Source organism: Sphingobacterium sp. SRCM116780, from assembly GCF_021442025.1.
Taxonomy (GTDB): Bacteria; Bacteroidota; Bacteroidia; order Sphingobacteriales; family Sphingobacteriaceae; genus Sphingobacterium.
On record NZ_CP090446.1, the window covers coordinates 1,941,295 to 1,967,268 of the forward strand.

The window sequence follows — 25,974 nt, forward strand, 5'->3', positions numbered from 1 at the left end:
TTTAATTTTCTCGTTCTCCAGAACCTTTGATTTTACGGAGCGAGATTTTCTTTATGGCAGCTTCAACATCACCCCCCATTTCATGTGCGAGATTCATGACTTCCATTTTTTCAGATTCTTCGGTCGTATAGGCCAGATATTCCTGCCCGCTTACCTCAGTAGCATACACAGCCGAGTGCGTTCCGCCAAGACCGATCCAGACCTCTTTGTACTTCCGACTTGGATCATTATCCTGGTTTATCGAAAGAATCTGAGATTTTTCACGTTCGGTCAAACCGAGCATATTTTGGATGTCGTCGAACTTATTCGCATACTTTCTTTGGTCAAGCAGAATCTTGCAGTCTGAATTATTGATAATACTTTCTCTCACAATCGGTGAATGAATAATGTCGTCCACTTCTTGTGTCACCACTACGGCTTCTCCAAAAAATTTTCTTACGGTCTTAAACAGATACTTAATATATTCTGCCATTCCCTCCTTGGCAATAGCCTTCCATGCCTCTTCGATCAATATCATCTTACGAATACCCTTCAGTCTTCGCATCTTATTAATAAAGGTTTCCATGATGATAATGGTTACAACAGGAAAAAGAATTTTATGGTCTTTTATGGCATCAATTTCAAAGACAATAAACTTTTTGTTAAGCAGATCGAGTTCTTTTTCTGAGTTCAGCAAGTAGTCGTACTCTCCGCCTTTATAGTAAGGTTCCAGCACATTTAAAAAATTAGCCAGGTCAAAGTCTTTTTCGCGGACTTCCTTCTGCTGAAGTATTTTTTTGTAATCACCTTTAACATATTCATAGAAACCATTAAAAGATGGTTGCTCAGGTGAGTTTTTAATCTGTTCAATGTATCCGCTCACTGCATTGGATAATGCTACTTCCTCACTGCGTTTGGGAGGTTCATCATCTCGCTTCCACAGGGTTAAGATCAGCGTCTTGATACTTTCTCTCTTTTCGATATCGAAAATTCTGTCATCAGTAAAAAACGGATTGAACGCAATTGGATTTTCCTCAGTATACGTAAAGTAGACACCGTCTTCACCCTTTGTCTTTGCATTGATCAGCTGGCACAGTCCCTGATAACTGTTTCCCGTGTCCACGAGCAGAACATGGGTTCCCTGTTCATAGTACTGTCTCACCATATGATTGGTAAAGAACGATTTACCTGAGCCTGATGGCCCGAGTATAAACTTGTTCCGGTTGGTGATAATCCCCAGGTTCATGGGTAAGTCGGAAATATCCAAATGAATAGGCTTTCCTGTAAGCCTGTCAGCCATTTTGATCCCGAATGGTGAAGGGGAATTCTGATAATTGGTTTCTTGGGTAAAGAAACATAGCGCAGGCTCGATGAATGTATAGAAACTTTCTTCTGCAGGAAAATCACCCGCATTACCGGGGATTCCCGCCCAGTACAGGGTTGCGACATCTACCGTATTGTGTCTGGGTGAACATTCCATTAAAGCCAGCGCGCTCCCCGTATCATTTTTTATCTGCTTGAGTTCATTCCGATCATCAGACCATGCCAATACATTAAAATGTGCACGTATGGACGACAGACCAAAAGAATGTGCTTCATTCATGTACCTTTCAATCCATTCTTTATTAATTTGGTTGGATCGGCTGTACCTTGCCAGGGAATGCATATTACGGGCTGATTTCTCGAACTTGCGCAAATTTTCATCACTATTATCCAAAAACAGATACTGATTGTAGATATGGTTACAGCTTAAAAGAAGACCAACAGGTGCAGCAAAAGACAAAAGGCAATCACTACGATCCGTTGAAAGCTTCTCATAACGGCTGTTTGCAGATACTGTTCCTGGAAGGTCATCGGTATCTGAAAGTGTATGCAAACAAATTCTATTATTGCCGATTCTGATTTCTTCTGCTCCCAAAGCGATATCCTGCATGGGTGTCTTTATATTCCTTGACAAGGTGAAATACTGCGCCAGCAATCCCTGTGTATCATCCCCTCCAACAATATCCTCTTCACTTAAGCGTTCCATTTTTACATACCCACTGTCGTTTACGATTCTTTCAAATTGTGCAACGGCCTCCATAAAAAGAGAGATCGTTTCTTTATCTCTCATTTCTTTGGGCACAAGCATTCCTTTGCACAGCGATGAAAAATTACTTTGCATCCGCATACGGTCTTTTGTCGTTTTGGTCAGAAATAAATAACAGTAATGGTTCAAAAATGCCCTTTCATTAAAATGCTGCTGGTAGGATCTGGACAAAAAACTTTGATCCTCCTGTCCTAAATCTGCCGCATAATTTTCTTTCATAAACCAGTCCTGTTTGTGAATAATCGTGTAATCCGGCAATGTCTTAATAGCCTTGTGCCAAGAAGAATGGATGGCTTCATATTCCGGTGATGAAACAGTAAACAGGTCAGGCAATTTTACTTTAAAACATGCTGTGATATCCGCTTCTTTTGAAATGATGCAATTGCCTTCCACAGCTAGCAAAGGGAACTTATTTTCCAGAGTTGTTGTCTTTGATATATTTCTCATTTTTTTAAGTTTTCGGATTAGCTTAATCTTGGTTTCTTTCGTTTTAAAGGAATGGCCTGCTTATTTTTCATTGCATTGATCTGATTGTTTATCTGACTGATATCCACAAATTTGATATGCGCAGGCAGGTTACCATTTTTGGACTTGAGAGCTTCCAGCTCATATGGAAAAGGGAGAACTTTCTTATCTGTATCTATATAGATTCCCCATGTGCCATTATCAGAAGTGGTATAGCTGCATTTATGTATGCGGTTGAAAGGATTTTCACACAACATCAGACATGATCGCTGCTGATTCCATAGAAATGGTATACCTGCAATGTCGATAACAGGAAATCTTTCTAAATTCACATTTGAACGCTCTAATGCTATCTTTGCACCTTCAGGATCATAAATCTCCAATGGATGGAGCCATATGTACTCGTAGCGGTTATCATCCCTTTCCAGCCAGTTGTATTCTTTGAGATTACGATTGACCTTATCAAACAGCATCTCGTAATGGTCCTCCAATACCATCATTTCAAGGACATGGATCGTGTTGTTTTTATCTGCGGTATCGATAAGAATATCATGGAGGGAATCGACATAGAAATAAGCTCCTGCTATCTCAATGGTCGGCAGTATTCTTTCTTCATTTACATCCGTATTCATCTTGAATTCTTATCAGGTGAGGTTAATCTAAGACAGGTTCTCACAGGTTTCCGGCAGATTATATATCGGGGATGACGCTTTCTGGCCGCAATTTTCATAAGACCATGTTCTCCATACCTGCCATTCAGCGTGAAGGTTTTCCAGATGATAAGCGAAGCTGAAGACGCGCCAATGACCAGGCATACAACCGTGTTGATGCCAATCATATAGAAGATCATGACTAAGATCAGCACGGCAAGAAGCCCTCCTGAAAAAATGAAAAGGTATTGTGCCTTCAATCCTTTGAACTCGACTGTTCTTCCTATTCCTTTATTGATATTGTACTTCATAGCAAGAATTTTATAAGAAGAATGAGCGGAGAATGGTTGCTGCTACAATCAGGAAAATACAGGCTCCGAACCAGCTTGCTGCCGTCTTTGATGTATCCGGGTCTCCCGATGAGAACTTATTATACACTTTTACGCCTCCGATCAAACCGACGACGGCTCCAATTGCGTATATCAGTTTCGTGGCAGGCTCGAAATACGAAGTCACCATCTGTGTAGCCTCCTGAATTCCGGCCGCTCCATTTCCCTGAGCAAGTACAAGTTCAGAGGACAGAAACAGGATTGCCATGCCTAACAGAATTTTTTGTCTTTGATTTTTCATGCTTTCCAATAATTTTTGTTTAAAATCCCCGCTCTTGCGGGCTTGGAAACAAAGGTGTTGCAGGAATCAAAGGAGATCGGGAAGAGTTGTATCAAGGGGACTATATTTGCCGTCATTGTCCTAATTGGATATACACAGCCAAAAAAAAACACCAAACTCATTTTGAATTTGGCGTTTCTCTATACTGGGGATCCAATCACATTTTTGGCCCCTTACCCTTTTTCTTAAAGTTGTCACTTTGAGGCAACTCAATTTTTGCTTTCACGGGACGATCGAGCTGATTTCGGGCAATCAGTTCATCGATTCCTACTTTTTGCCTCGGGATTATGCGTCCTACAAAACGAAGTTTCAAACCGAGCTCTTTTAGAAAATCTGTCTCACGAAAGCCATTTTTGCGGTTCCATCCTACCGGGTCAAGCACCCGTACAAACGGAACTTTAACAAAAACAAGGTCTTTTGGATATTCCCGTATATTGTCATAATCAAGATCCTGCAGCCGATGGGTTTTAGGATTATAGGGAAACATGTAACATTTTTTCATCGGTACATAATGGTCACGTAATTCCGAAAAGCTGATTCCCATAGTGGAAAAATCGTCTTTTGGCCTTAAAAAATCATTTCGTGCGTCTGCGTAAAATGTATGCCCACAAATTGAGATCGTTGGCAGCTGTCCTAATTTTATCCTTCGGTGAAAAGCCTCCTGATCAACCATCACATCAAAATCATTCTTACCACTAACATCTGTGACTTTATATTTCTTGCACATTCCCTCAGGATCTAACCTGGTTAGTTGTGGAACGGAAACAGGTACATTTTTTTTCATTTCCTCATGATAGCACTCAAAATAGTAAGCGTCCGTTAAATCTTTCATCTCAAAAATTGAATGTCTATTCTTCTCATTCCCTTTTTCCCGTAATTCATTTTTATTCACATCAACAATCCACTCAAAATTGCCACACTTGTATATTGGCAGGTCTCTTTCTTTTTTCATAAAATTTTAATTTTTATCCTTCCGGGAAATGAAGGTAAAAATTGCAGTAAGGCAAGAATATTACGTGACCTAAAATGTCCTAAATAAGAATGTAAATGCCAATATTTTCTGCAAAGAAAAAGTTCATACCTTACACAAAATTGTTGATATCGAAATCATCAACATCATTTTTTTGTACCATAGAAGCCCCAACACTTTTACGTTCTAAAGTTTTATCAAGAAGGATTGCTATTCTTTTGGAAGCTCCTTCTATTGAATCTTCCAATACACTGAATAATTCCGTCCCCTGTACTTTTTGAACTACATCAATAACTAAATTTTGCTGCTCAGACTCCAGAGTATTTTGCTGGAGGAGTTTACCAACGCTCGTCAGCTCTTCAAGGGAAACACCCTGACTGAATCTGTTATCATAAGCTGGAAACTCTTCATCGTCCCACTCCCCATCAATAGTATTATCTTCAAACATATTTGAAGTTATAATATTCTTTACATCAGTTTTTGGTTCCACAATCTTGGGAATTGGTTCCATTATAGTACTCTTGTCAGCGATTTTATCTTCAAATGATCGTTGCCGTACGCTATCCACATTAGCTCTCCCCATAATATCTGGGTTCTTTATTTGAACCAAATTTTCAGGCTCGCTCTCATTGCTTTTTACAATTTTAACCTTGTCAATCGATAGGAGAAAAATGACTACTAATAAGCAGATCACAATGACTATCTGTAATAAACTATCCATGACATCTAATTAAAAAAGAGGTTTACATTTAGCTTCAAATTCTGCTATAAGCATATTTTCAAAAAGATCAAAGTGGTGCGAAAGGATATTATCAAAGTAGGCATACAGCGGTATTTTGTCTTCTCCTATAACTTGGGCAATCCGCGATAGCCGCTGATGATATTCCGGGCGCAGATAGATAATTTTACACCCACATTTATCCATTATTTTTGTCCTCAGGAACAAGCTTTCATAACTGGTTTGGCCTGACTGTATATGCTCACTGAGCTGGATGGTCACCTGAACTCTTTTCATTTGCTTTTTCATGATAATTAACTTTATATGGTTATAAAATTGGTTTAAACCGGTCATTGAAATATTGCGTAATATCATCGCCATACTCATTAAAATGCTGTTCAAGGATATTGTCAATATAGGAATACAGCGTAATTTTTTCCTCCCTTGTCAATTGCACAATGCGCAGTAACCGTTCATGATATTCAGACCTGATATAAACGACTTTTCCGTTACGCCCTGCCGGAAAACGGTTGACCAGAAATGTTTCTTCATAATCCATTTTTTTTGATGTACCTGCCCGAAACTTTTCCCGTGGTTTAACTTCTTTCTCCTGAAGCTGCTTTTTTGAAGAATCATCCACCAGAGGTTCTTCTCCGCTCATCACGTTCATCAGGTAATCCTCATCAACGATGGGTTTTTCAAAATCTTTACGTCCTTTATCTCTTGTCATTTTCCTGATATTACAAATGAATAATTCTCAAAAACTCTGATATAAAATTGTCTAATCGCGTCGCCTTCAATAACTGCGGTTCAGCTGGCAAAAGGCTTGAGCGAAACACATAATTGAGGGTATCGTCCGTTTCTTTTCGAAATCGTTTACTATCCATAATACTGGCTTTCATGATGGACAAGTCCAGTTCACGGATGACCTCACCATATGCCTGATAAAGACCTGTTTTTTCTCGGCCATCGACCTGATTCCAGAATAGCCATAAAGCCTGATTCTGGTTTTCATCGACCGAAGAAGGATGCTGCAGAAATGCTTTACTGAACGCAAGTGTACTTTCCACAACCAAACGGTCAGCAGTTATAGGAGAAAAAATAAAATCCATTGACTTGAGGGCACTTAATACCCCTTTTGTATTCGCTGTTCCAGGAAGGTCAAAGAAAATAATATCCGGCTCAACCGCTAACTGGTTCACATGCTCCAAAGCTTTGTGTAAAGCATCCTCCGCTTTGCACTTAACAATCGGGTATGCTTTTTTATTGATGCTCTGATATTGTTTCATCGCTGCTTTTTTATGAAAATCGCTCTCCATGATATTCTTCTTATCGCGATCCCTCATATTGGTCAAACTATGCTGCGGAAAATCACAATCCATAACCAGAATGTTGTACCCTAAACGGTAATGAAGGACACTTGCAAGCAATGTGGTAATTGTTGATTTTCCTACTCCGCCTTTTTGGGTGTAGATACTGACCTTTAAAGTTTGCTTTCTTGTTTCCATTGTTTCCATATTCTTTATTGTTTTACTTTTTAAGTGTGCAAGTATATTTACCTACAACTATTCTACCTGTTTGCTAGATGTACAGTTATTCATATTCATCACTGTGAAGGAGTGTACACAACTATGAAAGCAACAAGTTATTCTGTCAATAATTTAATTTCATGTACAGACTTTTACCTATATAACCTGTTTGCAGTTTTACCGCTTTTACACTTTTATGCTTTTATATTTTTAAAACCCAATGTTTTTATTGCTTACGAATTGATAGTTTCCACAAATTGCAAGCTTACAGGTTTACCAATCGTAATGCTTTGATATAAAGAAAACAAGGAATATGGGAGGTTATGGCTAACATGGAAATGCTAGCCTATTTTGTCCGGCATTTGCCAAATACCTTTTAAACTAATATCTATTTTTAGCGTTCTTTTATTTCCGTTCCCGTGAACGGAGCAAGTTGTGTTTAGAGTGCCTCAAAACTCGTTTTGTGCCCCAAAACTACTTGCTCCTGCCGAGGGCCAGGTGCATCCTCCGAAGTCGGATGCACTATTTTATTTTCTTCTTACTATTTGTATTCTTTTCGGTTATAAATGGCCGAATTAGGAACATGAAGGTCAGAGCTCCTACTGTTGCTCTAAAAGCATCTATGTTTTGCGGAAAAAGGTATGAAAGCGGTACGTAAAGGCGGGAGAAATCCCAAACTAAACAGGGCGGTTCACCGTTATGTTTTTCGTTTAACAGATCAGGAAAACAGTAAGTTTCTTTCATTATTTGAAGAATCAGGATTGGATACAAAGGCAAAATTTATAGTTTCTGTACTATTTAACAGGCAGATAAGATCCATTAAAATAGATGCCGGAGCTGCAGAATACACAACAAAATTGTCCCAGTTCTTCTCTCAATTCAGAGCGATTGGGGTGAATTACAACCAGGTAGTAAAGGTTCTTCATACAAATTTCAGTGATAAAAAGACAATCCTTTACATTGGGAAACTTGAAAAACAAACCATTGAATTAGCTGGTCTGTGCAAGGAAATATTGATTCTTTCTCAACATTTTGAAAAGGAATATCTTCTTAAAAAGGAAAATTTATGATCGCAAAAATTGGAAGAGGTACCAACATTTATGGAGCATTGCAGTACAATAATATTAAAGTTGCTGAAAAAAAAGGCGAAATTCTGCACTTGAACAATATGAAGGAAACGCCTGATGGCATATATACAACAGGTCAATTGTTATCTTCTTTTCTACCCTATTTATTCGCAAATAAAAATACTGAAAAAACAGCCCTGCATATTTCGCTCAATCCAGATCCTAATGATAATCTATCTGATGAAGATTACATGAAAATTGCAGACGAGTACATGAACAAAATGGGTTATGGCCAGCAGCCATATGTCGTTTTTAAGCATAATGATATAGAGCGTTCCCACATCCATATTGTTTCTACTGCAGTTGATCACGGCGGTATTAAAATATCGGATACATTTGAAAAAAAAAGATCAATGGAGATCTGCAGGGATATCGAAAAAAAATATAATCTGATACTCATAACCGAAAAACAGGGTCATACGGATAATCTACAGTTCGCTCCTGTTGATTATCATAAGAAAAATGTAAAGAATCAAATAGCATCAGTCGTTCGTTATCTTCCAAAATTTTACCATTTTCAGACATTGGGAAGTTATAATGCGTTGTTATCGCTCTTTAATATTACAGCAGAAGAAGTTAAAAGAGAATACAACGGTGAAATCAAAGAGGGTCTGGTCTATTTTGCACTTGACCAGACGGGAAATAAAGTGAGTAACCCTTATAAATCATCTTTATTTGGTAAACAGGCAGGACTCTCTGCCCTTAGATCTCAGTTTGAGAAAAGCAAACAGAATAGTTCCATAGCCAAATCTTCAACAAGAGAGCTCCTGGTTCAGGCCATGAAAATTACATCCGATCAGCAGGAATTTGTATCCTATTTAGTTGAACATGGTATCAATACCGTCATCAGGAAAAATGAGCAAGGTAGAATATTTGGGATTACATTCATTGATCACAACAGCAGAAATGTGTTTAACGGTTCACAGCTTGGAAAACAATTCTCAGCAAACGTATTTCAGGAATGGTTTTCTAATAGCAATATGAAACCTATAGATAAACCAACTGAGTTGCTAGGTACCACTTCTGAAAATCCACGCACAGCCATGTCTGAACTCATTAATTTACACCCTCTTTTTGATTTTATGAGTTCATTATCAAATTCTAGCGATTTTGGATTATTTGACTCACTACTTTTAGCGACATATGCTGACGATCCAGAGGAGCAGGAATTTGTAAACAATATGAAAAAAAAGAAACACAGAAAAAAAAGATAGTATTTACCATTCGGTATCTGTTTGATATTTTTTATTAAGATCTTCCCCGAAAATAATATTGCTATTTTTATGAAAATAAGGAAATACTATTTGATATTTCTTGTGAAGATTTCTGAAAATCCCTATCACCAATACATCATAAACACCTGATTCACATCCAAATTACTACTAATGTTTCGGTGTCAGGATCTTGCCTGCCTTGCTTTACTTGATTAATAAGTAATTCATAGATTTCATTTTCAGTCAAACTTCTGATGCACTTATAGAATCCATCACTTTTCCAGCTTTAAGAAATATTCTAAAAGGTCTAAATCCACCGATTTGAAGCAAAAAAAGCGCGCCCGTTCTTTAAGCGCTTCTAAAAATCCTTCCATATTTTCATTATTTTATATTTTTCAAATAGAGCATTAAAATTTCAATGTTCTATCAAAAATTGCTACTTACGGTATTCTATTTCCTCCAAATGTTCTTTAACTATATTATGATATTTCTTACCGTCTTGTTGCATAAATTTTTCAACAACTTCATTCAAGGCCTCAATATCTCCTGTGGCTTTTAAAAATATGGTCAAATATTTAAATTTTTCGACAGCTGTTGATCTAATAAAATCTCCTTTTATCAAACTCTTCATAAGACCTTCATCTGTTAAGCGCTTATCAATTTCAGGTAAAATAATATTTTGTATATTATCTATTATATTTGAAGTAATCTCATATAAATTATCTTCTGCTTGAACCTTCCACCAAAAATCATGACCATCAGGCATAAAATGTCCAATCCTAGCTTGCCATTGGGATGACCATACATCTGGTACTTTTGAATTATCATAATCAAAATCTACAACTTTTCCTAAAAGATCTGAATATACACCAAAATTAATTGTGAATTTTGCTTCATCTTTATTACCATCTTGGCTTTTTTGAAAATTTATAATTCCAAAATTGTTATTTGATTTTAAGTGAAAACTATTCCCTTTTTTACTATATCCTTTTTCTTTGATAAATGGCGTAATAGATTTTGTAATTTCTTTTAAAATGTCCATAATATTTATTATTTCTTAGCTAATCATTCATCGCCGAATATGGATTTAAATCCTTTATTATTCATAAATTACTTTTTATAATATGCTTCTAAAACTTTTTTCCACTGTACATCCTTAAATTCGGGATATTTTTCAAGCACCGCTGGTGATTGCAATTCTTCCATATACATCTGTAATTGTTTTTCTGCCGCTTTTAATGCATTAGGATTAAATGGTTTCAATTCGTAAATTGTTTTGACTCAAAATCTACGAAATCTGGACGAATCCCTGAAATACTTCTGAATTCTTTGCTACAACAGGAACAACATCATCTAACTTATAAGCATTATGTAGATCTCTCCAGCTTTAAATTGGACTTCGTATTACCATCTTCGTAACGAATATTTATCACTTAAAGAGAGTTATTAGTGATAAAAAAAGTTTGATGGGACAACAAAAAAGGTCAGATACTATCTTCATCTCTGTCATATTATTTAGTGACAATTAAAATCACTGAAAAAACAGCCCGGCATATTCCACTTAATCCAGATCCTGATGATAAACGATAAGATGAAGATTAAATTATGAAATGTGAATCCACATTTTACTCCAGAAATATCATATGGATGATTAAAAAGCAAAACAGAATATAAAAAAATGCTTAGTCCTCTTCAAAATAATAGCTAAAAACAAAGAGGACAATAAAGGCAAAGTTATACATACTGAATACACTTTCACTCCTTCTGCTGCCACAAACGATAATTATGCTAAAAATAAATTTTTATGCAGGAAGACGACGTACGAGGACTCGCAAAGATAATGGCATTCATGCGCGCTGTGAGTATCATAGTGGTACTGATGAACTATTATTGGTTCTGCTATTCTTTCTTTAGCCAGCAAGGCTGGACACTTGAAGTTCTTGAGAAGATACTTCGGAACTTCCAAAGGACAACGGGACTGTTTAATACAACCTTTAATAGCAAACTATTCGCATTGGTTCTACTGGCTCTTAGCTGTTTAGGTACTAAAGGTGTCAAAAATGAAAAAATTAAATGGGTAAATATTAACACTTGCCTGATCGCTGGAGCTATTCTTTACCTACTAAATTTTCCCTTGCTTCATGTCTCTGGCATACTGTATATGCTCACTACTTCGATTGGTTTTATTTTATTGATGGTAGCTGGTCTCTGGATGAGCAGACTATTAAAAAATAGGTTGATGGATGATCCTTTCAATAACGAAAATGAAAGCTTCCTACAGGAAACCAGACTAATCGAAAATGAATATTCTGTTAATCTACCAACAAAATTCTACTACAAAGGAAAGTGGAACGATGGATGGATAAATATTGTGAACCCATTTCGAGCGTCAATTGTGGCTGGTACACCTGGATCTGGAAAAAGCTATGCTATTATCAATAACTATATCAAGCAGCATATCGAGAAGGGATTCGCGATGTATATCTTTGACTTCAAATTCGATGATCTTTCAGTCATCGCATATAATCACCTTCTAACACATGTAGATAAGTATAAAGTTAAGCCTCAATTTTATGTAATAAATTTTGATGACCCTCGTCACTCCCACAGATGCAATCCGCTTAACCCACAATTCATGACAGATATTTCAGACGCCTATGAGTCCGCCTATACCATTATGCTAAATCTCAATAGAACATGGATCCAAAAGCAGGGAGATTTTTTTGTCGAATCTCCAATCATTTTACTAGCGGCGATCATATGGTTCTTAAAAATTTATAAAAATGGAAAATACTGTACGTTTCCGCATGCAATTGAACTTCTCAATAAAAAGTATGCAGATCTTTTTACTATATTAACCAGTTACTCACAACTTGAAAATTACCTAAGTCCATTCTTGGATGCTTGGGAAGGCGGAGCGCAAGACCAGCTTCAAGGTCAAATAGCTTCAGCAAAAATTCCTTTATCAAGAATTATTTCACCAAAACTTTATTGGGTAATGAGTGGTGATGACTTTTCACTTGACATCAATAATCCAAAAGAACCAAAGGTATTATGCGTTGGTAGTAATCCCGACAGGCAGAATATTTACTCCGCTGCATTAGGGCTTTACAATTCAAGAATTGTTCGATTAATCAACAAAAAAAAGCAATTAAAATGCTCTTTGATCGTCGATGAGTTTCCACAAATTTTCTGGAGGGGCGTAGATAACCTGGTTGCCAGCGCCAGATCCAATTTAATTTCTGTATGCTTGGGATTGCAGGACTACTCCATGTTAGCCAGGGACTACGGCGATAAAGAGAGCAAAGTTATTCAGAATATTGTTGGGAATATCTTCGCAGGCCAAGTATTGGGAGACACAGCAAAAACACTCTCGGAACGATTTGGCAAAGTTGTACAGAAAAGACAATCCATTTCGATTAATCGAAATGATACCAATACTTCAATTTCGACTCAGCTAGACAGTCTTATACCTGCTTCAAAAATATCAACACTCTCGCAAGGAATGTTCGTAGGGGCGGTAGCAGACAATTTTGACGAAAAAATAGAACAAAAAATATTTCACGCTCAAATTGTTGTAGATAACGAAAAGGTAGCAAGTGAAATGAAAAGCTATAAGCCCATTCCTCAAATTCGCTCCTTTATATCTGATTCCGGTGAAGATATGATGGAGGAACAGATAAATGCAAATTACAATCAAATAAAACAGGACGTTTCCAATATCATTGATGATGAAATGAGACGCATAGAAAATGATCCCAACCTTGCTCATTTGATTCGGCAGAATTAGCTGAGCAACTTTTATTCCCTGACCAAGCCCGTTATTTGTTTAAAATTTATAAAAGCTTATTTTTGTTGTGAAAAATTATTTTACTACAACATGAAAGAACTGAACGAAAAAATCACTGCTGTATTCGATGCATTTAAAATTGATGCGGAATTACAAAATGAAAAAGGGAATAAGGCAGCGGGAACAAGAGCTCGCAAAACCTCACTTGAATTAGAAAAGCTTTTAAAAGAGTTTAGAAAAACATCTTTGGAAGCTTCAAAAGGCTAAAAATTAACCCCTCCATAAATTTTATTTAGAGGGGTTAATTTATTTTAAGGTTTAATCTGAGATATTCTTTTTGAATTATCCATTTTTGACATCTCCTCATGTGTCTGTTTGGAAGATTCCTTTTCATGATCTAGGGATAACATGATCTTTCTTTCCATTGCAGCTAACCCTATCCGTTGCTCTTCAAGGACTCCCTCTTTTTTCCATTCTCCTTTTACAATTTCATTGAGAATCAATTCATCTTTCTGCAAAGAGGCAACCTTCTTTTCTTCGGTCTCGATCAACCCTGGAATCTTGTGCAAGGCATTCAAAAAATTCATTGAAGCACGCTCAGGGTCACTGGCCATAATTCCATTATTATGGGTATATTTTAAATTACCCTCACCACTGATAAAAAAACGATTATCTCTTTCCAGCGAATCCATCTTTTCAGAAAATTCAGTTTTTACCAGCAATCGAAAACCATATAATGAACCAATTTCTTGGTAATCACCAGCGGTTCTGGCCGAAGCTGATATCTTATTCAAATAGGCTCCGATTTCTTTGACTGTCGCATTGCCTTTCAAACCAGTAAGATCAATAGGGTTTAAGATATCTCCAGCATCCGATTTCCGGACACGCTTACTAAAATTATCCCAGTCCGCTTTAAGCCGTTCAAGAAGGGACTGTCCTTCCTTCAATTCTTCCAAAACAGTCTCCAGTTTCCATAAAGAAGTTCTCTTGGATCGCATGAATGACTGTCTTTCACTTTCAAGGGCTGCAATCTGTTTTTGCAGTTTAGCCTTCTCCAATAAGTCTGTATTTCCTGACAAAATAGCCTGATATTCAGAATAGCTCATTCCTGTTTTATCATCCATTCCGCCTTCATCTATAGACCGCACCCCTAAATTATTGCTTTTTAACTGGTCAATGAAAACCTGTTTGTTATACAGCGTATTAAATTTATAGCTGTCCAAAGATTTCTCAACGGCATAAATGAAAACATTCACCTTATTATCCGCAAAAAATTTAGCAATTTCATTTCCAGTCCTGATTGCTCGTCCATCACGTTGAGCCAGGTCTGACGGCCGCCACGGAATATCCAGATGATGAACTGCAATGGCACGCTTTTGCGCATTAACACCCGTCCCCAGCATTTCCGTTGAACCAAAAAGTATACGTATTCGGCCCTCGTTCGTGGCCTTTATAAGCTCTTTTCGCTGATTTTCTGTCTTGGCCTCTTGGATAAAACGAATTTCATGAACAGGAATATCATGATCATGCATCAGCTTTCTCTTGATCTCAGCATAAATATTCCATGCGTTTGTCTTATAGGTAGACAAATCTGAAAAGACAAGTTGAGTCCCTTTTTGTGCATGGAACTGCCTGTAATATTTTGCAAGGTTTGCAGCACATATCGATGCCTTATTGCCAGGATCATCACCATATACAGGCGAAATTAGCCGCATATCCAATGACATTTTTCGGGCATAATCCGTTGCAATTAACATTTTAGCCTTCTCTTCTGTTGGAGTAAGTGGAGGCCTACCCAATAATTCTGCATTGCCTCTTTCTGCAAACTGTATTAATTTTTTAATAAAAATTTCCTGGTCAGGTGTAGGAGGTATATGTACCAACTGTTCATTTTTCTCAGGCCGATCAATTCCTATATCTTTTGCCGTTCTATAGTCTGTGATCTCTGAGTAGAACTGCGCCAGTTCTGGTACTTTTATAAAATGTCTGAACCTTTCTTTTTGCACAATATTATTGGCTACTGAAAATTCATAGTCTACTGATTTTCGGGCATAAATTGCAGCCCAAGCGTCAAAACACGTGATCCCCTGCTTCTCCATTGCTTTTGGACGTAGGTATTTAAACAAAAGATAGAGTTCTGTTAAGGAATTGCTTATTGTTGTACCGGACAAAAATGTAGCTCCTAGGTCTTTTCCTGTTCGCTCTTGTATCGTTCGGATTGTGAACAACAGATTGAGGGCGCGTTGACTACCCTGTACATTACCTAACCCCGCTACTCGATCATGCCGTGTATTAAATGTAAGGTTTTTAAAAAGGTGGCTTTCATCCACAAAAAGATGATCTACCCCCATCATTTTGAAATCAACAACATCATCCTTACGATTCTCTATATTATGTTCCAGATTTTTCAGTTTTACATTCAGGTTCTTTTTCCTTATTTCAACGCCTTTTAGCATGGCGCCGGACACATCTTTTCCTTCTTTTCTTAAAACATTAAGATTCCGCTCTATTCCCTCCAGTTCAATATTCAATATTTCTTTCTGCAACTCGGAGGATTGCGGAATCATCTCAAATTGTCTATGAGTCAAAATGATACAATCCCAATCATTATTTTTGATCTCACCAAAGATCCTTAATCGGTTTTGCGGCGTAAAATCTTTTTTACCAGGGTATAATAATTTTGCATGTGGATAGGCTTTCCGATAGATTTCTGCAATTTCATGTACATTGGCTTTTAAAGCGATAATCATAGGCTTATGAACCAGTCCCAAACGTTTCATTTCCTGTGCTCCCGTACACATAATAAGGGTCTTCCCTGCTCCTACTTCGTGATCACAGATACCCCCACCATTGCATTTAAGCATCCAGACAGCATCTTTTTGACTGTCATACAGGTCCACGATTCCTAAAGCCTTTCGATCAAGTCCTGGAAATTCTTGGTGGCTTCCGTCATATTGAGGCCGGACATGACAATTGAAAAGATCATTATACCTTGCCGTAAGTTCATCCTTAAATTCTTCGTTTTGTTCAAATAGCCAGTCGTTAAAAGCCCTTCGAATATCATCGATCTTCGCATTGGCAACCTGAATCGTTTCCATATCCCGTACTTTGACTTCTTTGCCATCTGCTAGATAGGCCTTCTTGGTAATGTCGGGTGTTGTATTGACAAGTGCATGCCTAAGAAGATTCAGTCCATCAAAAGTTCTGCTCTCTGATTTCACCGCATATTTCTCAGTGATGATGATATTGCTGCCTTTGCTCTGAACTGCAAAATCATCCGAACTTTCGGTATAATGAATAGTGACTTTTGTTTCAAAGAGATCGCTCGCAAATTGGCTGTAGACTTCCGTATCAATCCATCTTTCGCCTAAATTAAAATCAAGATCTTCAAAGGATATCACAGCTGGCCTAACCGCTTCAAGTGCTTTTAGACTTTCTTTACTCTCTTTATCAGCTGGATGCTCTATAGTATAATCTTTTAGCTGTTTTGCCTTTTCAACAACATTTCCGGAAAGAAATTTTTGAGAAATTTCAAACTCTCTGCTAAGGGGATTAAAATAGATATAGCCTTTTAACTGTTCTTTCAGCTCAACCACTGAAATCCCCGATATTTTGTGCATGAAATCCAGATCAACAGTAGATGATTGATTTAGTGAGGCTGATAATGCTTCATTAGCATTATCTACCGTTAATACGGCAGTAGAGAAGCTAACAGGATGCTCAAAAATATCAGCCTTACGAACTACCCCGCCAATGACACGTTCGAGGTAAGGCATTTCATTTCCACACGCATCCAGTTTGATCACCTTAATATTCTCCGAAGCATTTAGATTACCGTATTTCCTGACAAATGTGTCATATCGATCATTGAGCAATTTCCGTCTGTCTGTATCCTCTTGCTGCATCGTCGCTTCATAGATATACAGATCATGGTAACTATCCCGTAGTCTTATATAATCCGCTATGCGACTTTTTTGGCTTTCAGCGTTTAAAATCGGATGAAAAACATATTGGCCCTCCCGAAAATTCCACTTAATAGTTCCTACGTGGTCTTTGTAATTGACCAACGTATTATCCCTGTAATATTCTTTCTTTGAGCCTTCAAACTTTAGAGGTTCAAGTATGTTCACCTGATCTAAAATATCTGAGAAAAGAGAAGGGGTCTGAATATTTTTAACAGGACCTTTTTTTGAATATGTAATCGCATTTTCCTTTCTTAGTTCCGAGTCAGGATTCTTTATGTTGGAAGACTTATCATATACATCTTCTTTAGAAGGAGTCTTATCAAATAAGGTCAGTTGCTGTGATTGATCTTGTTTTCGGGATTTGCGTATTGGCTTTTTCGTAGCATCTACTTGCGGAGAACCACGTTCAATTTGCTCTTCAAAGAATAAACTAAGTTGAACAGGTCGCTCTTGGAGCGTTTCGTGTTTTTTATTTTTAACATTAAAATTTGTAATAGCATCGGGTGCTTTGATACTTTTTTTCAGGGTATGGGATTTTTTTTCAGGATTGTGGGATTGGTACAAATTGGAATCAAAATAATTACTGAAATCCGAAGTAAGTTTACTTTTCAGATCACGGGAGATTCCTATAATCTGCCCATCGTGTAAATACAATGTTCCTTTTTTTCCATACTGATCTTTCTCCAGCAGAGACCGGGTGAATATGATATGATTTGGATTATCAAAAAATAGATTACGGTTCTCTCCCCCTTGTGTAGGTAAAGTCCGCATAAAGTCTTTTGCCCTGTGTGATAATGTTCTTTCTTTGGTGTTTTTTTGCAGCACGATCAGATCACTGCCCACCGCTGTTCCAGCTTCTTCAAACAGATTGTTGGGAAGACGTATTGCAGAAACTAATTGGTGCTCTTTCATCAATGTATCACGGATCAACTGGTTAGAGGGGCTGTTCAGCATTCCTTGTGAGGTAATAAAAGCAAGAATGCCACCCTCACGTAGCTTATCCGAAGCTTTTAAAAAGAAATAGTTATGAATACTTTGTGCTGCTAATTTTCGCGCGGGATCTTTGCCTCTGGAAAATGAAAGATCGAAAACTGAACTGGTACCAAATGGTATATTTCCAACGACAAGGTCATAGAATCCTTCTTCCTGATCTGAAATGGTTTCGAAACCGTCTACCCTAACATCAGCTTGTGGATACAGTTGTTGTAAGATCTTACCCGTTAATGGGTCTTGTTCATAGGCAGTGACCTGAAGATCTGCCACTGCTTCAAAAGGCCCGACAAATGCTCCGGTACCAGCAGACGGTTCAAGAACGTTTTGGATGGGTATACCCATATCCATTATGACTTCTGCAATTGCTGTTGTAATTTCTGTGGGGGTATAGAATGCATCAAGGATAGAGCTTTTCATTCCCCGTACCCACTTTTTATATTCTAAATCATTTTCTGCATGTTCGCTTAGTAAATTATAGAGCTCCTTTGTCAGCGCAAACAATGGTCTATCGGAGTTGCTCCATTTTTCTACATCGGATGGAGATTCTATTGGATTTAGAATACATTTTAGTCCACCAAAACCAGCATAAAGTGACATCAGTTTCCACTCACTCTGAGACGCTTCCCGTTGCTCTTTTTCCACTTTGAAAGCAATTCTTAAGGCATCAATATTCTGCTGTAGATGCAGCCTCCTACTGAATGCCATTTTGCTCGATCCATATAGCTATGAAACCCGTAAGTTCTGTATACAACAGATCATAATCGTTTGTATAGGCAAAATCATCCGTCAGATCGTAGTTGTCAAATACCTCCGTACACTGAGGAAGTACCTTAATTGCAAAATCCCTGAATTCAAAATCAAACAGAAGGTCAGCAAATTCATAGGTCAGTACTTCAAATAGGGTATCAAACTTTGAAAAGTGCAATCCTTCATACAGAATAAAATTTGCTATTTCATCACATTTATTAACATGGTTTCCAGATCTGAACGCCCCTTCATAAGCATTGGCTGCCCATCTGGCTCTTTGATTAATAAACTTATAATCACCGGACTTCTCCGGGAAGCTGGCCTCTATATGATCCTGTAACTTTAATTGGTAGTAGGAAAAATCCTTTTGTTCTTTTTTCATGTGTCTATCGTTTACTTGTCAATCAGCTGACATGTAAACCTAGTCACCATAGGCTATGGGAAACCTTTTTAAGGATAATGTGACCTATAATTTCCTGTATTTTCCTAATCTGGGAACCGGGAATAAAAAAGCCTAAGATTACGGGAATCTTAGGCCTCACAATACAACATCACGAAAACTATACGAACTATCGCTTCTTTTTCTTTTCAAAATCAAAAGTGGTGGAACCATCTTTTGCCATTATAATATAAGCATCAAATTGCTTTCCGCTACGGCCAACCATCTTTCGGATAAGTGGTGTGCGGTTCGTGTTCAGCAAGGCTTCAATCTGATTGTAAGAAAGATTGATGCCACATACATATCGGAACAGCATCCATCCACACTCATCGTTCGCGCATTTCACTATTTTCTCGCGAAGAAATACCTTGGACTTACATTTAGGACAACATAACTCTTCTTGTCTGGGTACATTTACCTTTACTTGCAAAAGTTCTTCTGTCACCTTTTTGGTGAGCTCTTCAAGAGCCAGATGGAATTCCGCAGGACTCATTTCTGCATTCTGAATTTTTTCGAATGACATTTCCCATTGAGCCGTCATGTTTGCATTAGCAATTATCTTATCACCGACGATCTGATACACTAAAAGTCCTTTTTCTGTAGGTATAATGGCTTTTTTCTCACGTCTGATATAATCTCTATCAAAAAGGGTTTCAATTACAGCAGCACGGGTGGCAGGTGTACCTATTCCTATGCTTTTCAATACCTTTCGTTCTTCTTTGTCCTCCATTGCATTTCCGACATTTTCCATTGCAGATAGCAGTTCTGCCTCAGTAAACAATGCTGGTGGTTTTGTTTTTTTTGCAAGAACCTTTACCCCTCGGATATTAATTTCATTTCCTTTTTCTAAATGAGGAAGATCAAAAATATCTTCATCTTCATCCTCAAAATTTCCGTTAATTGATTTCCATCCAGGCGAGGTAATCTTGATCGCTTTTAATCCAAATTCATAATGGAGAACAGAAAAAACAGCAGTTGTGATTTCGCGGTGGCATGCCGGTGATACAGTTTCCAACAAACGGTTTGCAATCATGTCATAAAGTGTATTTTCGTGTGCTGCCAACATTGTCGGTATATTTTCAGTAATCAATATACCATGATGATCGGTGACCTTAAGATCATTTACGATGTGCTTATTATAACGTTCCCATTTTATTTGATCTACAGCACCTTTACTAGCTTCCCTTGTACCTAGCGCACGAATAAGAGCTGGAATTTCTGCCCATACATCTTCAGGAATATACTTGGAACCAGTTCTGGGATAGCTGATGAACTTCTTTTCATATAAACTCTGTGCTATTTCTAGCGTTTTTTCAGCAGAAAAACCTAGCTTCTTATTGGCTTCTTTTTGTAAACCTGTAAGGTCAAAGAGTAATGGAGCCTGAACAGAACTCGACTTTTGCTCAATATCAATTATACTCACTGTACCTGCACGTTCAATCGTCCTTGCTGCCGCCTCAGCTTTGGCCTGTTCATCCCATTTATCCGTGGATACCGTGGTAAAAACAGTACCTTCCTTTTGGTGTTCCAGCTGAATCTGGAAATAGTTTTTTATTTCAAATGATTGATGATCGTGATATCGCTTGCAAATAAGCGATAGTGTAGGTGTCTGCACTCGTCCCAAAGAATATAGCCCATCTCCTATAGCAATGGTAAGTGCTTGTGTCGAATTGATCCCGATCAGCCAATCCGCTTGGGATCGTTCACGTCCTGCAAAATAAAGTCCGTCAAAATCGCTTCCTATCTTTAAATTACTCAGTCCGTTTATAATTGCATTTTCTGTTAAACTGCTGATCCATAACCGTTCAAACGGTTTATTACAGCCTAAATATTCGTAGATATATCTGAAAATCACCTCTCCTTCCCGTCCTGCATCGGTGGCAACAATTATACCGTTGCTGCGTTCAAAAACTTGACCGATAATCTCCAATTGCCGTTTTGCACTCTGGTCAAAGACATACTCCTTCCCCGACCTGACTTTCCTGCTGATCAGTCGGAAAGATTCCGGGATTATAGGAAGGGATTCCCTATTGAACCCGTTTATCCCATAATCCTCGGGCATAGCCAACCCAACTAAATGACCGAACGCCCAGGTGACCATAAAATCATTCCCAATAAAATATCCTTCCTTTTTTTCTGTAGCTCCCACTATTCTCGCAAGTTCATGAGCAACCGACGGTTTTTCAGCTATAATTGCTTTCATGACGTTTTATTTTAATGAATTTTAGGCCCTTTTGAAGGTGTCTTTTTCTGCGGAGAATTAGTCGTCACTGTATTACGTGTTGATGCTTTTGCGGGATCATTTTTTGTTGGAGTTTGTCGTGGTTTTTGTGCTCCGTCATTGGCCACCTGTTCTAATTGATTGTTCAGCTCCGGCTTCCTAAAGGAAAAATCTAATTTTCGCTCTTGTTCATTATAGAAAACGTAACCGGAATATAATTTGTTTCCGTCTCTATTTACAAGATCTTCAAGGTAGACAGCTTTTCCCTCTTTCAACAAACCTTGCTCTTTCTCGGTCAGTTGACGTTCTCTAAAATCCGTAGGTATTTCCCTACTTACTTGCTGTTCATTATTCAGGGCTTCTCTATTTCCTGCAAATACGAGCTTTCTGTCGTCCGCACTAAACTGTAGCATCTGGCTAAATAATTCCCCGGTAGTTTTATTCGTTATTCCTTCAACAAGCACAGCCTTTCCTTCCATGAGATCCTGCTTTTGCTCTTTGTTCAATTTCACGCCACCGAATTTATCGTTAATTTTAATCCATTCTAACGGATATGACACCGGTTCTTTTGTGTATTTGTCCAAACTGATTAAGACCTTGACTTTAGTTCCGTCCTGATAATTCGTTAGTTCTCCGACACGCCCCATATTTCCGGTTTTCAACAGATTCTCCTTATCTTCCTTACTGAATGTATGTCCATAAAAAGGGGTATCCAATGGAGCCTTATGTCTTATACCATGTGTAAGGATAACAATCTTGTTGTCAGATTGCCTCAATGATAAACGGGCGTCTCCTTTTAATACCACTCCATCAAAATTTCCCTCGATCCTAAAGATAGTGTCCGATTTGTAACCTTTTAACAATTTCTCCAATTGTCCATTTTTTTCTAACAGTTCTTTGTTCAGACCAAATTTATGGGCAGTATCCCAGTCAATTTCATTGGCATTGTAACGATATTCTGGCTTATTATCGTTTTTTGCTTGTTCTTGATTTACTTCTTGTTTTGTTTCCATATTTTCTTTTTTTAGTGTATTGTTATGTTTCACCTCAAGGGCATCCAAAAGCTTATTTCCTTCCGGTGTCGGATGGTCTATGGCAGTCTGCAGTTTTTTAGCCACTGATTCCATATCAATATTCGAAATCTTCAGGAATTTGTAACCCGACGGATTATTCAGCTTTCGCCAGAAATTGGAAAAGAAATTGCTGAAAACATCACCATTTTTATCAACCCGCATAAAATCAATTTCGTTTTTCTTTTGAGGGGCAACTGTTTCCAGATTGCCATCCTTATCCACTCCCTTTACCGCTTCAATCCGATTCTTTATCTTATCAAGCACAAGCAGGATATCAGATAAAGGTTCCAGCACAACAGCTGCTTTTTCGTCTGTGATATTTTGTTCGTTCATAATAAATTGATTTTAAGATTTACCGAAAGTATCTATCGGCAATAGGGTTCATAGTTGTATATCCTTTGGTTACCTATTTTTGCCTGTATGTTCCACCGTGATAACTATCACGGATAAACTGCTGCACATCAGAACTCTTGTAATAGATCTTACCGCTAATGGTGAAATACTTTATTCGGCCTATCGTACGGTAGCGCTGCAGACAGCGATAGGTGATCTTTAGCATCTGAAGAACGTCCTGATTATCGAGAAGCTCTTCGCCGTCAACACTCAATCTCTTTTTTTCTCTGATTTCTAAATCACCTGCAAGAATGTCAAATCGCTTCATAATACGATCCATCCATGCAAGGAATTCAAGTCTGTCGATATTCATTGCTTTTGATGTTTGGTTTACAGATCAAAATTGGCCTACATTTTCCACCAAATCGTACAAGGTCTTAGCAAGGAAATACCAAGAGAAATACATTTTTTTTAAAATTCTTCAAGGCAAAGAAATCAACTATTGACCATTTTCAGGGCTTCAATATGGGTAGTATATTGGTATAGGATGGGTACAAAAAAAGCAGGCAATCTTATTGATTGCCTGCTTTGGGTTCTATTGTTTTATCAAAATCGTTTAAAGATCTTTATTCATATACTGTTCCAGCGAATTTTTTAGGAAACGCAAGTAACTTGCCTTTTCACCTGCTCTGAATTTCATTTGATGAAAAGCATGATGAATATCGCCAAGTTTGACTTCGAAGAGGTCTTCAAATAATTTACTCATTCTTCTTAAACCCGCCCTTCCATTGGATACACTACCGGATATATGAAGTGCATAAATCAGCTCTATCAATGCATTTTTAGAATCAGTCCAGGAAAATTCTGAACCATCAGCACTTTCAAATGAAATCTTTGCACTTTCTCCTTTAGCATTCACTTTATCTGAAACGTAATGATGGATAAGATCAAAAGCTAATATGCGCGCAATTTTATAGTCATAAAAGGTAGAAAATTCCGAATCCACTTCGAAAAAAAAGCTGTTTAAGCCATCAAAGAAATTGATATTCCCCAACCTAAAATAACACTCATCTCTATCGATACGTCCAGATCTATAATACTTGTAAAAATCGGAGCTTGCGATATATTTTCTATACTCTTTGTTAAGAATCTTAATTTGCTCTGCATAATAAAGTTCCAGCAGCTCTAAATTCTTAGGACTTACTGATTCAATCCGGATAAGCTTATTATAATAGATTAGTTTACCAAGAATTTCAGGCTTTACATGTTTAAAAAAGGTTATTTCATCCAGAATACTATCAAAACTGTTAGCTGCTATTTCTAACTTTAAATCGGTCAGGGAACCTCGCAGAAAAGATAGCATATGATATGCTTCATCAATAACACTTTTAGAACTTTTCGAAACATTCTTTTCTTCTTGCTCTATCGTTAATAAAATGTTTTTATACAATTGTTTCATGGTGACTATGATTAAAAGTGAATAACCTCCACACAGTATTTCGCTTTAAATTATATCTCGCCACGGTGAGATGTTTACTTAAATATACATTATAATTTAATTCTTATTCATTGATTACAAGGATATTTAATTATTTGAAGCAATGTAATTGGTATTCGCTCGGATTTTGTAAAAATTTGAGCTTATCAACAAGTTTAATTATTACCGCATGAAATTTTTCGTATTGAATAAATATATTAATGCTATGAAGAAACAATACCTAGATCATTTTTGGGCATTATATTTTCCTGGCTTGATACAAACTCTTTCTCGGCACCGATAATAAATTCATTCCTAAGAACATTAAGAATTGTCAAACAACAGTCCTTTTGTCCTTCTTTTCACAGTATAATTATTTGTAATATGCTTTTTGGTAGTACAAAATAAAAACTATTTATCCTTATTATTTTTGATGAAAGGCAAAAAAAAATAGCCTTTATTAGATTTTTTTTCGTATATTTTGATTACCGTTTATTATTAAATATTCGGTTTTATCATTTTCACACATGAAAAATGCAGTAAATGAAATAGAAGAAAATTCAGCGAAAGAAATAGTTCTGAACTTTTTCGAGAACATTCATTTTATGTCATCTGCACTTAGAAACGCTATTATTTCAAATACTTATTTGATAAAAGTAAAAAAGAAAAATATCCTACTCAACATTGACCAAATTCAAAAATCTATTTATTTTATTATAAAAGGGGCTGTGAGATCATATTATGTTGATAGCCTAGGTAAAGACACAACTTCATGGCTTCTTTTTGAAGGAGATCTTGCCATTTCCGTTTATAGTTTTTTTAGCCAAAAAAGATCTTTTGAAGTCCTTGAAACTTTGGAAGATTCAGTCCTTCTAGTATTAAATTACGCCGATCTGATGCATTTATATCAATCATTTCCAGAATTCAACTATATAGGCCGGGTCTTAACGGAAACTTATTATATTAAAGGAGAGGAAAAAGCAAACGAACTACGCATATTTAGTGCGACGGAACGTTATCAGCATCTTATCGCAAAACAACCCAATATAGTTGCGCGCATCCCGTTAGGTATTATTTCATCATACCTTGGAATTACGCAATCAACTTTAAGTAGAATTCGGGCAAAGAGAGAAAAAACAAAAGCAGTCAAGTGATACTACCTACTTTTAATCATTAATCAGATAGCTCTTCTGACCCCGTCCCAAGTTCCTGCAGTTCAATCTCCCAAAAGGAACGGAGGGTCGTACTATCCGCTATATCTTTTGCATGCAAAAGGATGCCGTCTCTATCACTCACGCATTGAGAAATCGCCTCTATCTTAGTGTTCTTTAATTGATAAATTGATTTCTGTTATATCTATATATTTTTTGCCTTTTGTCAAAAGACAATAACTTTTATAGTTCTAATTTTGAGTCATTAATTCATTAAACGAAGAAATATAAGTACACTAATTTTAAATCACATAAAATGTTAAAATCAATTTGCAGAAAATTAATCTATGCAGTATTTGCGATTATGCTCTTACA

At 37.2% G+C, this 25,974-nt stretch carries 22 protein-coding genes; 5 read left to right on the forward strand and 17 right to left on the reverse strand.

Annotated elements, in window-relative coordinates; all coding sequences use genetic code 11:
- Position 1 precedes the first annotated feature (1 nt).
- From LZQ00_RS08470 to LZQ00_RS08510, 9 genes are all read right to left on the reverse strand, one after another.
- Positions 2–2,515 (reverse strand): TraG family conjugative transposon ATPase, encoded by a 2,514-nt coding sequence (locus LZQ00_RS08470; protein ID WP_234514581.1) that lies wholly within the window; start codon positions 2,513–2,515, stop codon positions 2–4.
- A gap of 17 nt (positions 2,516–2,532) precedes the next feature.
- Positions 2,533–3,165 carry a hypothetical protein gene (locus LZQ00_RS08475; protein ID WP_234514582.1) on the reverse strand — a complete coding sequence of 211 codons (633 nt, stop codon included), beginning with the start codon at positions 3,163–3,165 and terminating at the stop codon, positions 2,533–2,535.
- Positions 3,162–3,494, reverse strand: coding sequence for a DUF4133 domain-containing protein (locus LZQ00_RS08480; RefSeq protein ID WP_234514584.1), 333 nt, complete (start codon positions 3,492–3,494; stop codon positions 3,162–3,164). The genes LZQ00_RS08475 and LZQ00_RS08480 overlap by 4 nt, the downstream gene beginning before the upstream one ends.
- A 10-nt stretch (positions 3,495–3,504) precedes the next feature.
- Entirely contained in the window at positions 3,505–3,780 is a 276-nt protein-coding gene (locus LZQ00_RS08485) for a DUF4134 domain-containing protein (RefSeq protein ID WP_234514799.1), read from the reverse strand.
- A gap of 229 nt (positions 3,781–4,009) precedes the next feature.
- Positions 4,010–4,804, reverse strand: coding sequence for a hypothetical protein (locus LZQ00_RS08490; RefSeq protein ID WP_234514586.1), 795 nt, complete (start codon positions 4,802–4,804; stop codon positions 4,010–4,012).
- A 130-nt stretch (positions 4,805–4,934) separates the two neighbouring features.
- Entirely contained in the window at positions 4,935–5,543 is a 609-nt protein-coding gene (locus tag LZQ00_RS08495; protein WP_234514587.1) for a conjugal transfer protein TraD, read from the reverse strand.
- Positions 5,544–5,552: 9 nt separating this feature from the next.
- Positions 5,553–5,849: a DUF3408 domain-containing protein gene (locus LZQ00_RS08500; RefSeq protein WP_234514588.1), complete on the reverse strand. Its 297-nt coding sequence runs from the start codon at positions 5,847–5,849 to the stop codon at positions 5,553–5,555.
- Between the two features lie 19 nt (positions 5,850–5,868).
- A complete protein-coding gene (locus LZQ00_RS08505; protein ID WP_234514589.1) occupies positions 5,869–6,270 on the reverse strand; it encodes a DUF3408 domain-containing protein in 402 nt (133 codons plus the stop codon).
- Positions 6,271–6,280: 10 nt separating this feature from the next.
- Positions 6,281–7,048 carry a ParA family protein gene (locus tag LZQ00_RS08510; RefSeq protein WP_234514800.1) on the reverse strand — a complete coding sequence of 256 codons (768 nt, stop codon included), beginning with the start codon at positions 7,046–7,048 and terminating at the stop codon, positions 6,281–6,283.
- Positions 7,049–7,710: 662 nt separating this feature from the next.
- Here LZQ00_RS08510 and mobA point away from each other — a divergent pair.
- Positions 7,711–8,139 carry a conjugal transfer protein MobA gene (gene mobA / locus LZQ00_RS08515; protein WP_234514590.1) on the forward strand — a complete coding sequence of 143 codons (429 nt, stop codon included), beginning with the start codon at positions 7,711–7,713 and terminating at the stop codon, positions 8,137–8,139.
- On the forward strand, positions 8,136–9,410 hold the full coding sequence (mobB, locus tag LZQ00_RS08520; RefSeq protein WP_234514591.1) for a conjugal transfer protein MobB: 1,275 nt from the start codon (positions 8,136–8,138) through the stop codon (positions 9,408–9,410). The genes mobA and mobB overlap by 4 nt, the downstream gene beginning before the upstream one ends.
- A 436-nt stretch (positions 9,411–9,846) precedes the next feature.
- Here the strand turns inward: mobB and LZQ00_RS08525 are convergent, their stop codons facing one another.
- Both LZQ00_RS08525 and LZQ00_RS08530 read right to left on the reverse strand, forming a co-directional pair.
- Positions 9,847–10,452: a DUF4304 domain-containing protein gene (locus LZQ00_RS08525; protein WP_234514592.1), complete on the reverse strand. Its 606-nt coding sequence runs from the start codon at positions 10,450–10,452 to the stop codon at positions 9,847–9,849.
- Positions 10,453–10,520: 68 nt separating this feature from the next.
- The gene (locus LZQ00_RS08530) at positions 10,521–10,682 is read right to left on the reverse strand and encodes a hypothetical protein (RefSeq protein WP_262910932.1); all 162 of its coding nucleotides are present in this window, start codon (positions 10,680–10,682) and stop codon (positions 10,521–10,523) included.
- 526 nt (positions 10,683–11,208) lie between these two features.
- Between LZQ00_RS08530 and mobC the strand changes: the two genes are divergently transcribed.
- Both mobC and LZQ00_RS08540 read left to right on the forward strand, forming a co-directional pair.
- Complete coding sequence (mobC, locus tag LZQ00_RS08535; RefSeq protein WP_234514801.1) at positions 11,209–13,200, forward strand: conjugal transfer protein MobC; 1,992 nt, start codon at positions 11,209–11,211, stop codon at positions 13,198–13,200.
- A gap of 90 nt (positions 13,201–13,290) precedes the next feature.
- A complete protein-coding gene (locus LZQ00_RS08540) occupies positions 13,291–13,467 on the forward strand; it encodes a histone H1 (RefSeq protein ID WP_234514594.1) in 177 nt (58 codons plus the stop codon).
- Between the two features lie 44 nt (positions 13,468–13,511).
- On the opposite strand, the gene LZQ00_RS08545 is transcribed toward LZQ00_RS08540, so the two are convergent.
- The 6 genes from LZQ00_RS08545 to LZQ00_RS08570 all read right to left on the reverse strand — a co-directional run bounded on the left by LZQ00_RS08545 (position 13,512) and on the right by LZQ00_RS08570 (position 24,430).
- A complete protein-coding gene (locus tag LZQ00_RS08545; RefSeq protein ID WP_234514595.1) occupies positions 13,512–18,863 on the reverse strand; it encodes an N-6 DNA methylase in 5,352 nt (1,783 codons plus the stop codon).
- Positions 18,850–19,287 (reverse strand): DUF1896 domain-containing protein, encoded by a 438-nt coding sequence (locus LZQ00_RS08550; RefSeq protein ID WP_234514596.1) that lies wholly within the window; start codon positions 19,285–19,287, stop codon positions 18,850–18,852. The genes LZQ00_RS08545 and LZQ00_RS08550 overlap by 14 nt, the downstream gene beginning before the upstream one ends.
- A 187-nt stretch (positions 19,288–19,474) precedes the next feature.
- Positions 19,475–21,547, reverse strand: coding sequence for a type IA DNA topoisomerase (locus LZQ00_RS08555; protein ID WP_234514597.1), 2,073 nt, complete (start codon positions 21,545–21,547; stop codon positions 19,475–19,477).
- Positions 21,548–21,558: 11 nt separating this feature from the next.
- Entirely contained in the window at positions 21,559–22,971 is a 1,413-nt protein-coding gene (locus LZQ00_RS08560) for a DUF4099 domain-containing protein (protein ID WP_234514599.1), read from the reverse strand.
- A gap of 73 nt (positions 22,972–23,044) precedes the next feature.
- Positions 23,045–23,344, reverse strand: a complete 300-nt coding sequence (locus LZQ00_RS08565; protein ID WP_234514600.1) for a helix-turn-helix domain-containing protein — start codon at positions 23,342–23,344, stop codon at positions 23,045–23,047.
- Positions 23,345–23,587: 243 nt separating this feature from the next.
- On the reverse strand, positions 23,588–24,430 hold the full coding sequence (locus tag LZQ00_RS08570) for an RteC domain-containing protein (protein WP_234514601.1): 843 nt from the start codon (positions 24,428–24,430) through the stop codon (positions 23,588–23,590).
- 545 nt (positions 24,431–24,975) lie between these two features.
- Between LZQ00_RS08570 and LZQ00_RS08575 the strand changes: the two genes are divergently transcribed.
- Complete coding sequence (locus LZQ00_RS08575; protein WP_234514602.1) at positions 24,976–25,602, forward strand: Crp/Fnr family transcriptional regulator; 627 nt, start codon at positions 24,976–24,978, stop codon at positions 25,600–25,602.
- The last annotated feature ends 372 nt before the right edge of the window (positions 25,603–25,974 follow it).

What these genes read in the sequence shown, in the direction of transcription:
- LZQ00_RS08550 (WP_234514596.1), bottom strand. Translation starts at nt 19,287, where the DNA reads ATGAAAAAAGAACAAAAGGATTTTTCCTACTACCAATTAAAGTTACAG.
- LZQ00_RS08575 (WP_234514602.1), top strand. Translation starts at nt 24,976, where the DNA reads ATGAAAAATGCAGTAAATGAAATAGAAGAAAATTCAGCGAAAGAAATA.
- LZQ00_RS08525 (WP_234514592.1), bottom strand. Translation starts at nt 10,452, where the DNA reads ATGGACATTTTAAAAGAAATTACAAAATCTATTACGCCATTTATCAAA.
- LZQ00_RS08555 (WP_234514597.1), bottom strand. Translation starts at nt 21,547, where the DNA reads ATGAAAGCAATTATAGCTGAAAAACCGTCGGTTGCTCATGAACTTGCG.
- LZQ00_RS08500 (WP_234514588.1), bottom strand. Translation starts at nt 5,849, where the DNA reads ATGAAAAAGCAAATGAAAAGAGTTCAGGTGACCATCCAGCTCAGTGAG.
- LZQ00_RS08485 (WP_234514799.1), bottom strand. Translation starts at nt 3,780, where the DNA reads ATGGCAATCCTGTTTCTGTCCTCTGAACTTGTACTTGCTCAGGGAAAT.
- LZQ00_RS08510 (WP_234514800.1), bottom strand. Translation starts at nt 7,048, where the DNA reads ATGGAAACAAGAAAGCAAACTTTAAAGGTCAGTATCTACACCCAAAAA.
- LZQ00_RS08475 (WP_234514582.1), bottom strand. Translation starts at nt 3,165, where the DNA reads ATGAATACGGATGTAAATGAAGAAAGAATACTGCCGACCATTGAGATA.
- LZQ00_RS08480 (WP_234514584.1), bottom strand. Translation starts at nt 3,494, where the DNA reads ATGAAGTACAATATCAATAAAGGAATAGGAAGAACAGTCGAGTTCAAA.
- LZQ00_RS08565 (WP_234514600.1), bottom strand. Translation starts at nt 23,344, where the DNA reads ATGAATATCGACAGACTTGAATTCCTTGCATGGATGGATCGTATTATG.
- mobA (WP_234514590.1), top strand. Translation starts at nt 7,711, where the DNA reads ATGAAAGCGGTACGTAAAGGCGGGAGAAATCCCAAACTAAACAGGGCG.
- LZQ00_RS08545 (WP_234514595.1), bottom strand. Translation starts at nt 18,863, where the DNA reads ATGGCATTCAGTAGGAGGCTGCATCTACAGCAGAATATTGATGCCTTA.
- LZQ00_RS08570 (WP_234514601.1), bottom strand. Translation starts at nt 24,430, where the DNA reads ATGAAACAATTGTATAAAAACATTTTATTAACGATAGAGCAAGAAGAA.
- LZQ00_RS08470 (WP_234514581.1), bottom strand. Translation starts at nt 2,515, where the DNA reads ATGAGAAATATATCAAAGACAACAACTCTGGAAAATAAGTTCCCTTTG.
- LZQ00_RS08540 (WP_234514594.1), top strand. Translation starts at nt 13,291, where the DNA reads ATGAAAGAACTGAACGAAAAAATCACTGCTGTATTCGATGCATTTAAA.
- LZQ00_RS08495 (WP_234514587.1), bottom strand. Translation starts at nt 5,543, where the DNA reads ATGGATAGTTTATTACAGATAGTCATTGTGATCTGCTTATTAGTAGTC.
- LZQ00_RS08505 (WP_234514589.1), bottom strand. Translation starts at nt 6,270, where the DNA reads ATGACAAGAGATAAAGGACGTAAAGATTTTGAAAAACCCATCGTTGAT.
- LZQ00_RS08560 (WP_234514599.1), bottom strand. Translation starts at nt 22,971, where the DNA reads ATGAACGAACAAAATATCACAGACGAAAAAGCAGCTGTTGTGCTGGAA.
- mobB (WP_234514591.1), top strand. Translation starts at nt 8,136, where the DNA reads ATGATCGCAAAAATTGGAAGAGGTACCAACATTTATGGAGCATTGCAG.
- LZQ00_RS08490 (WP_234514586.1), bottom strand. Translation starts at nt 4,804, where the DNA reads ATGAAAAAAGAAAGAGACCTGCCAATATACAAGTGTGGCAATTTTGAG.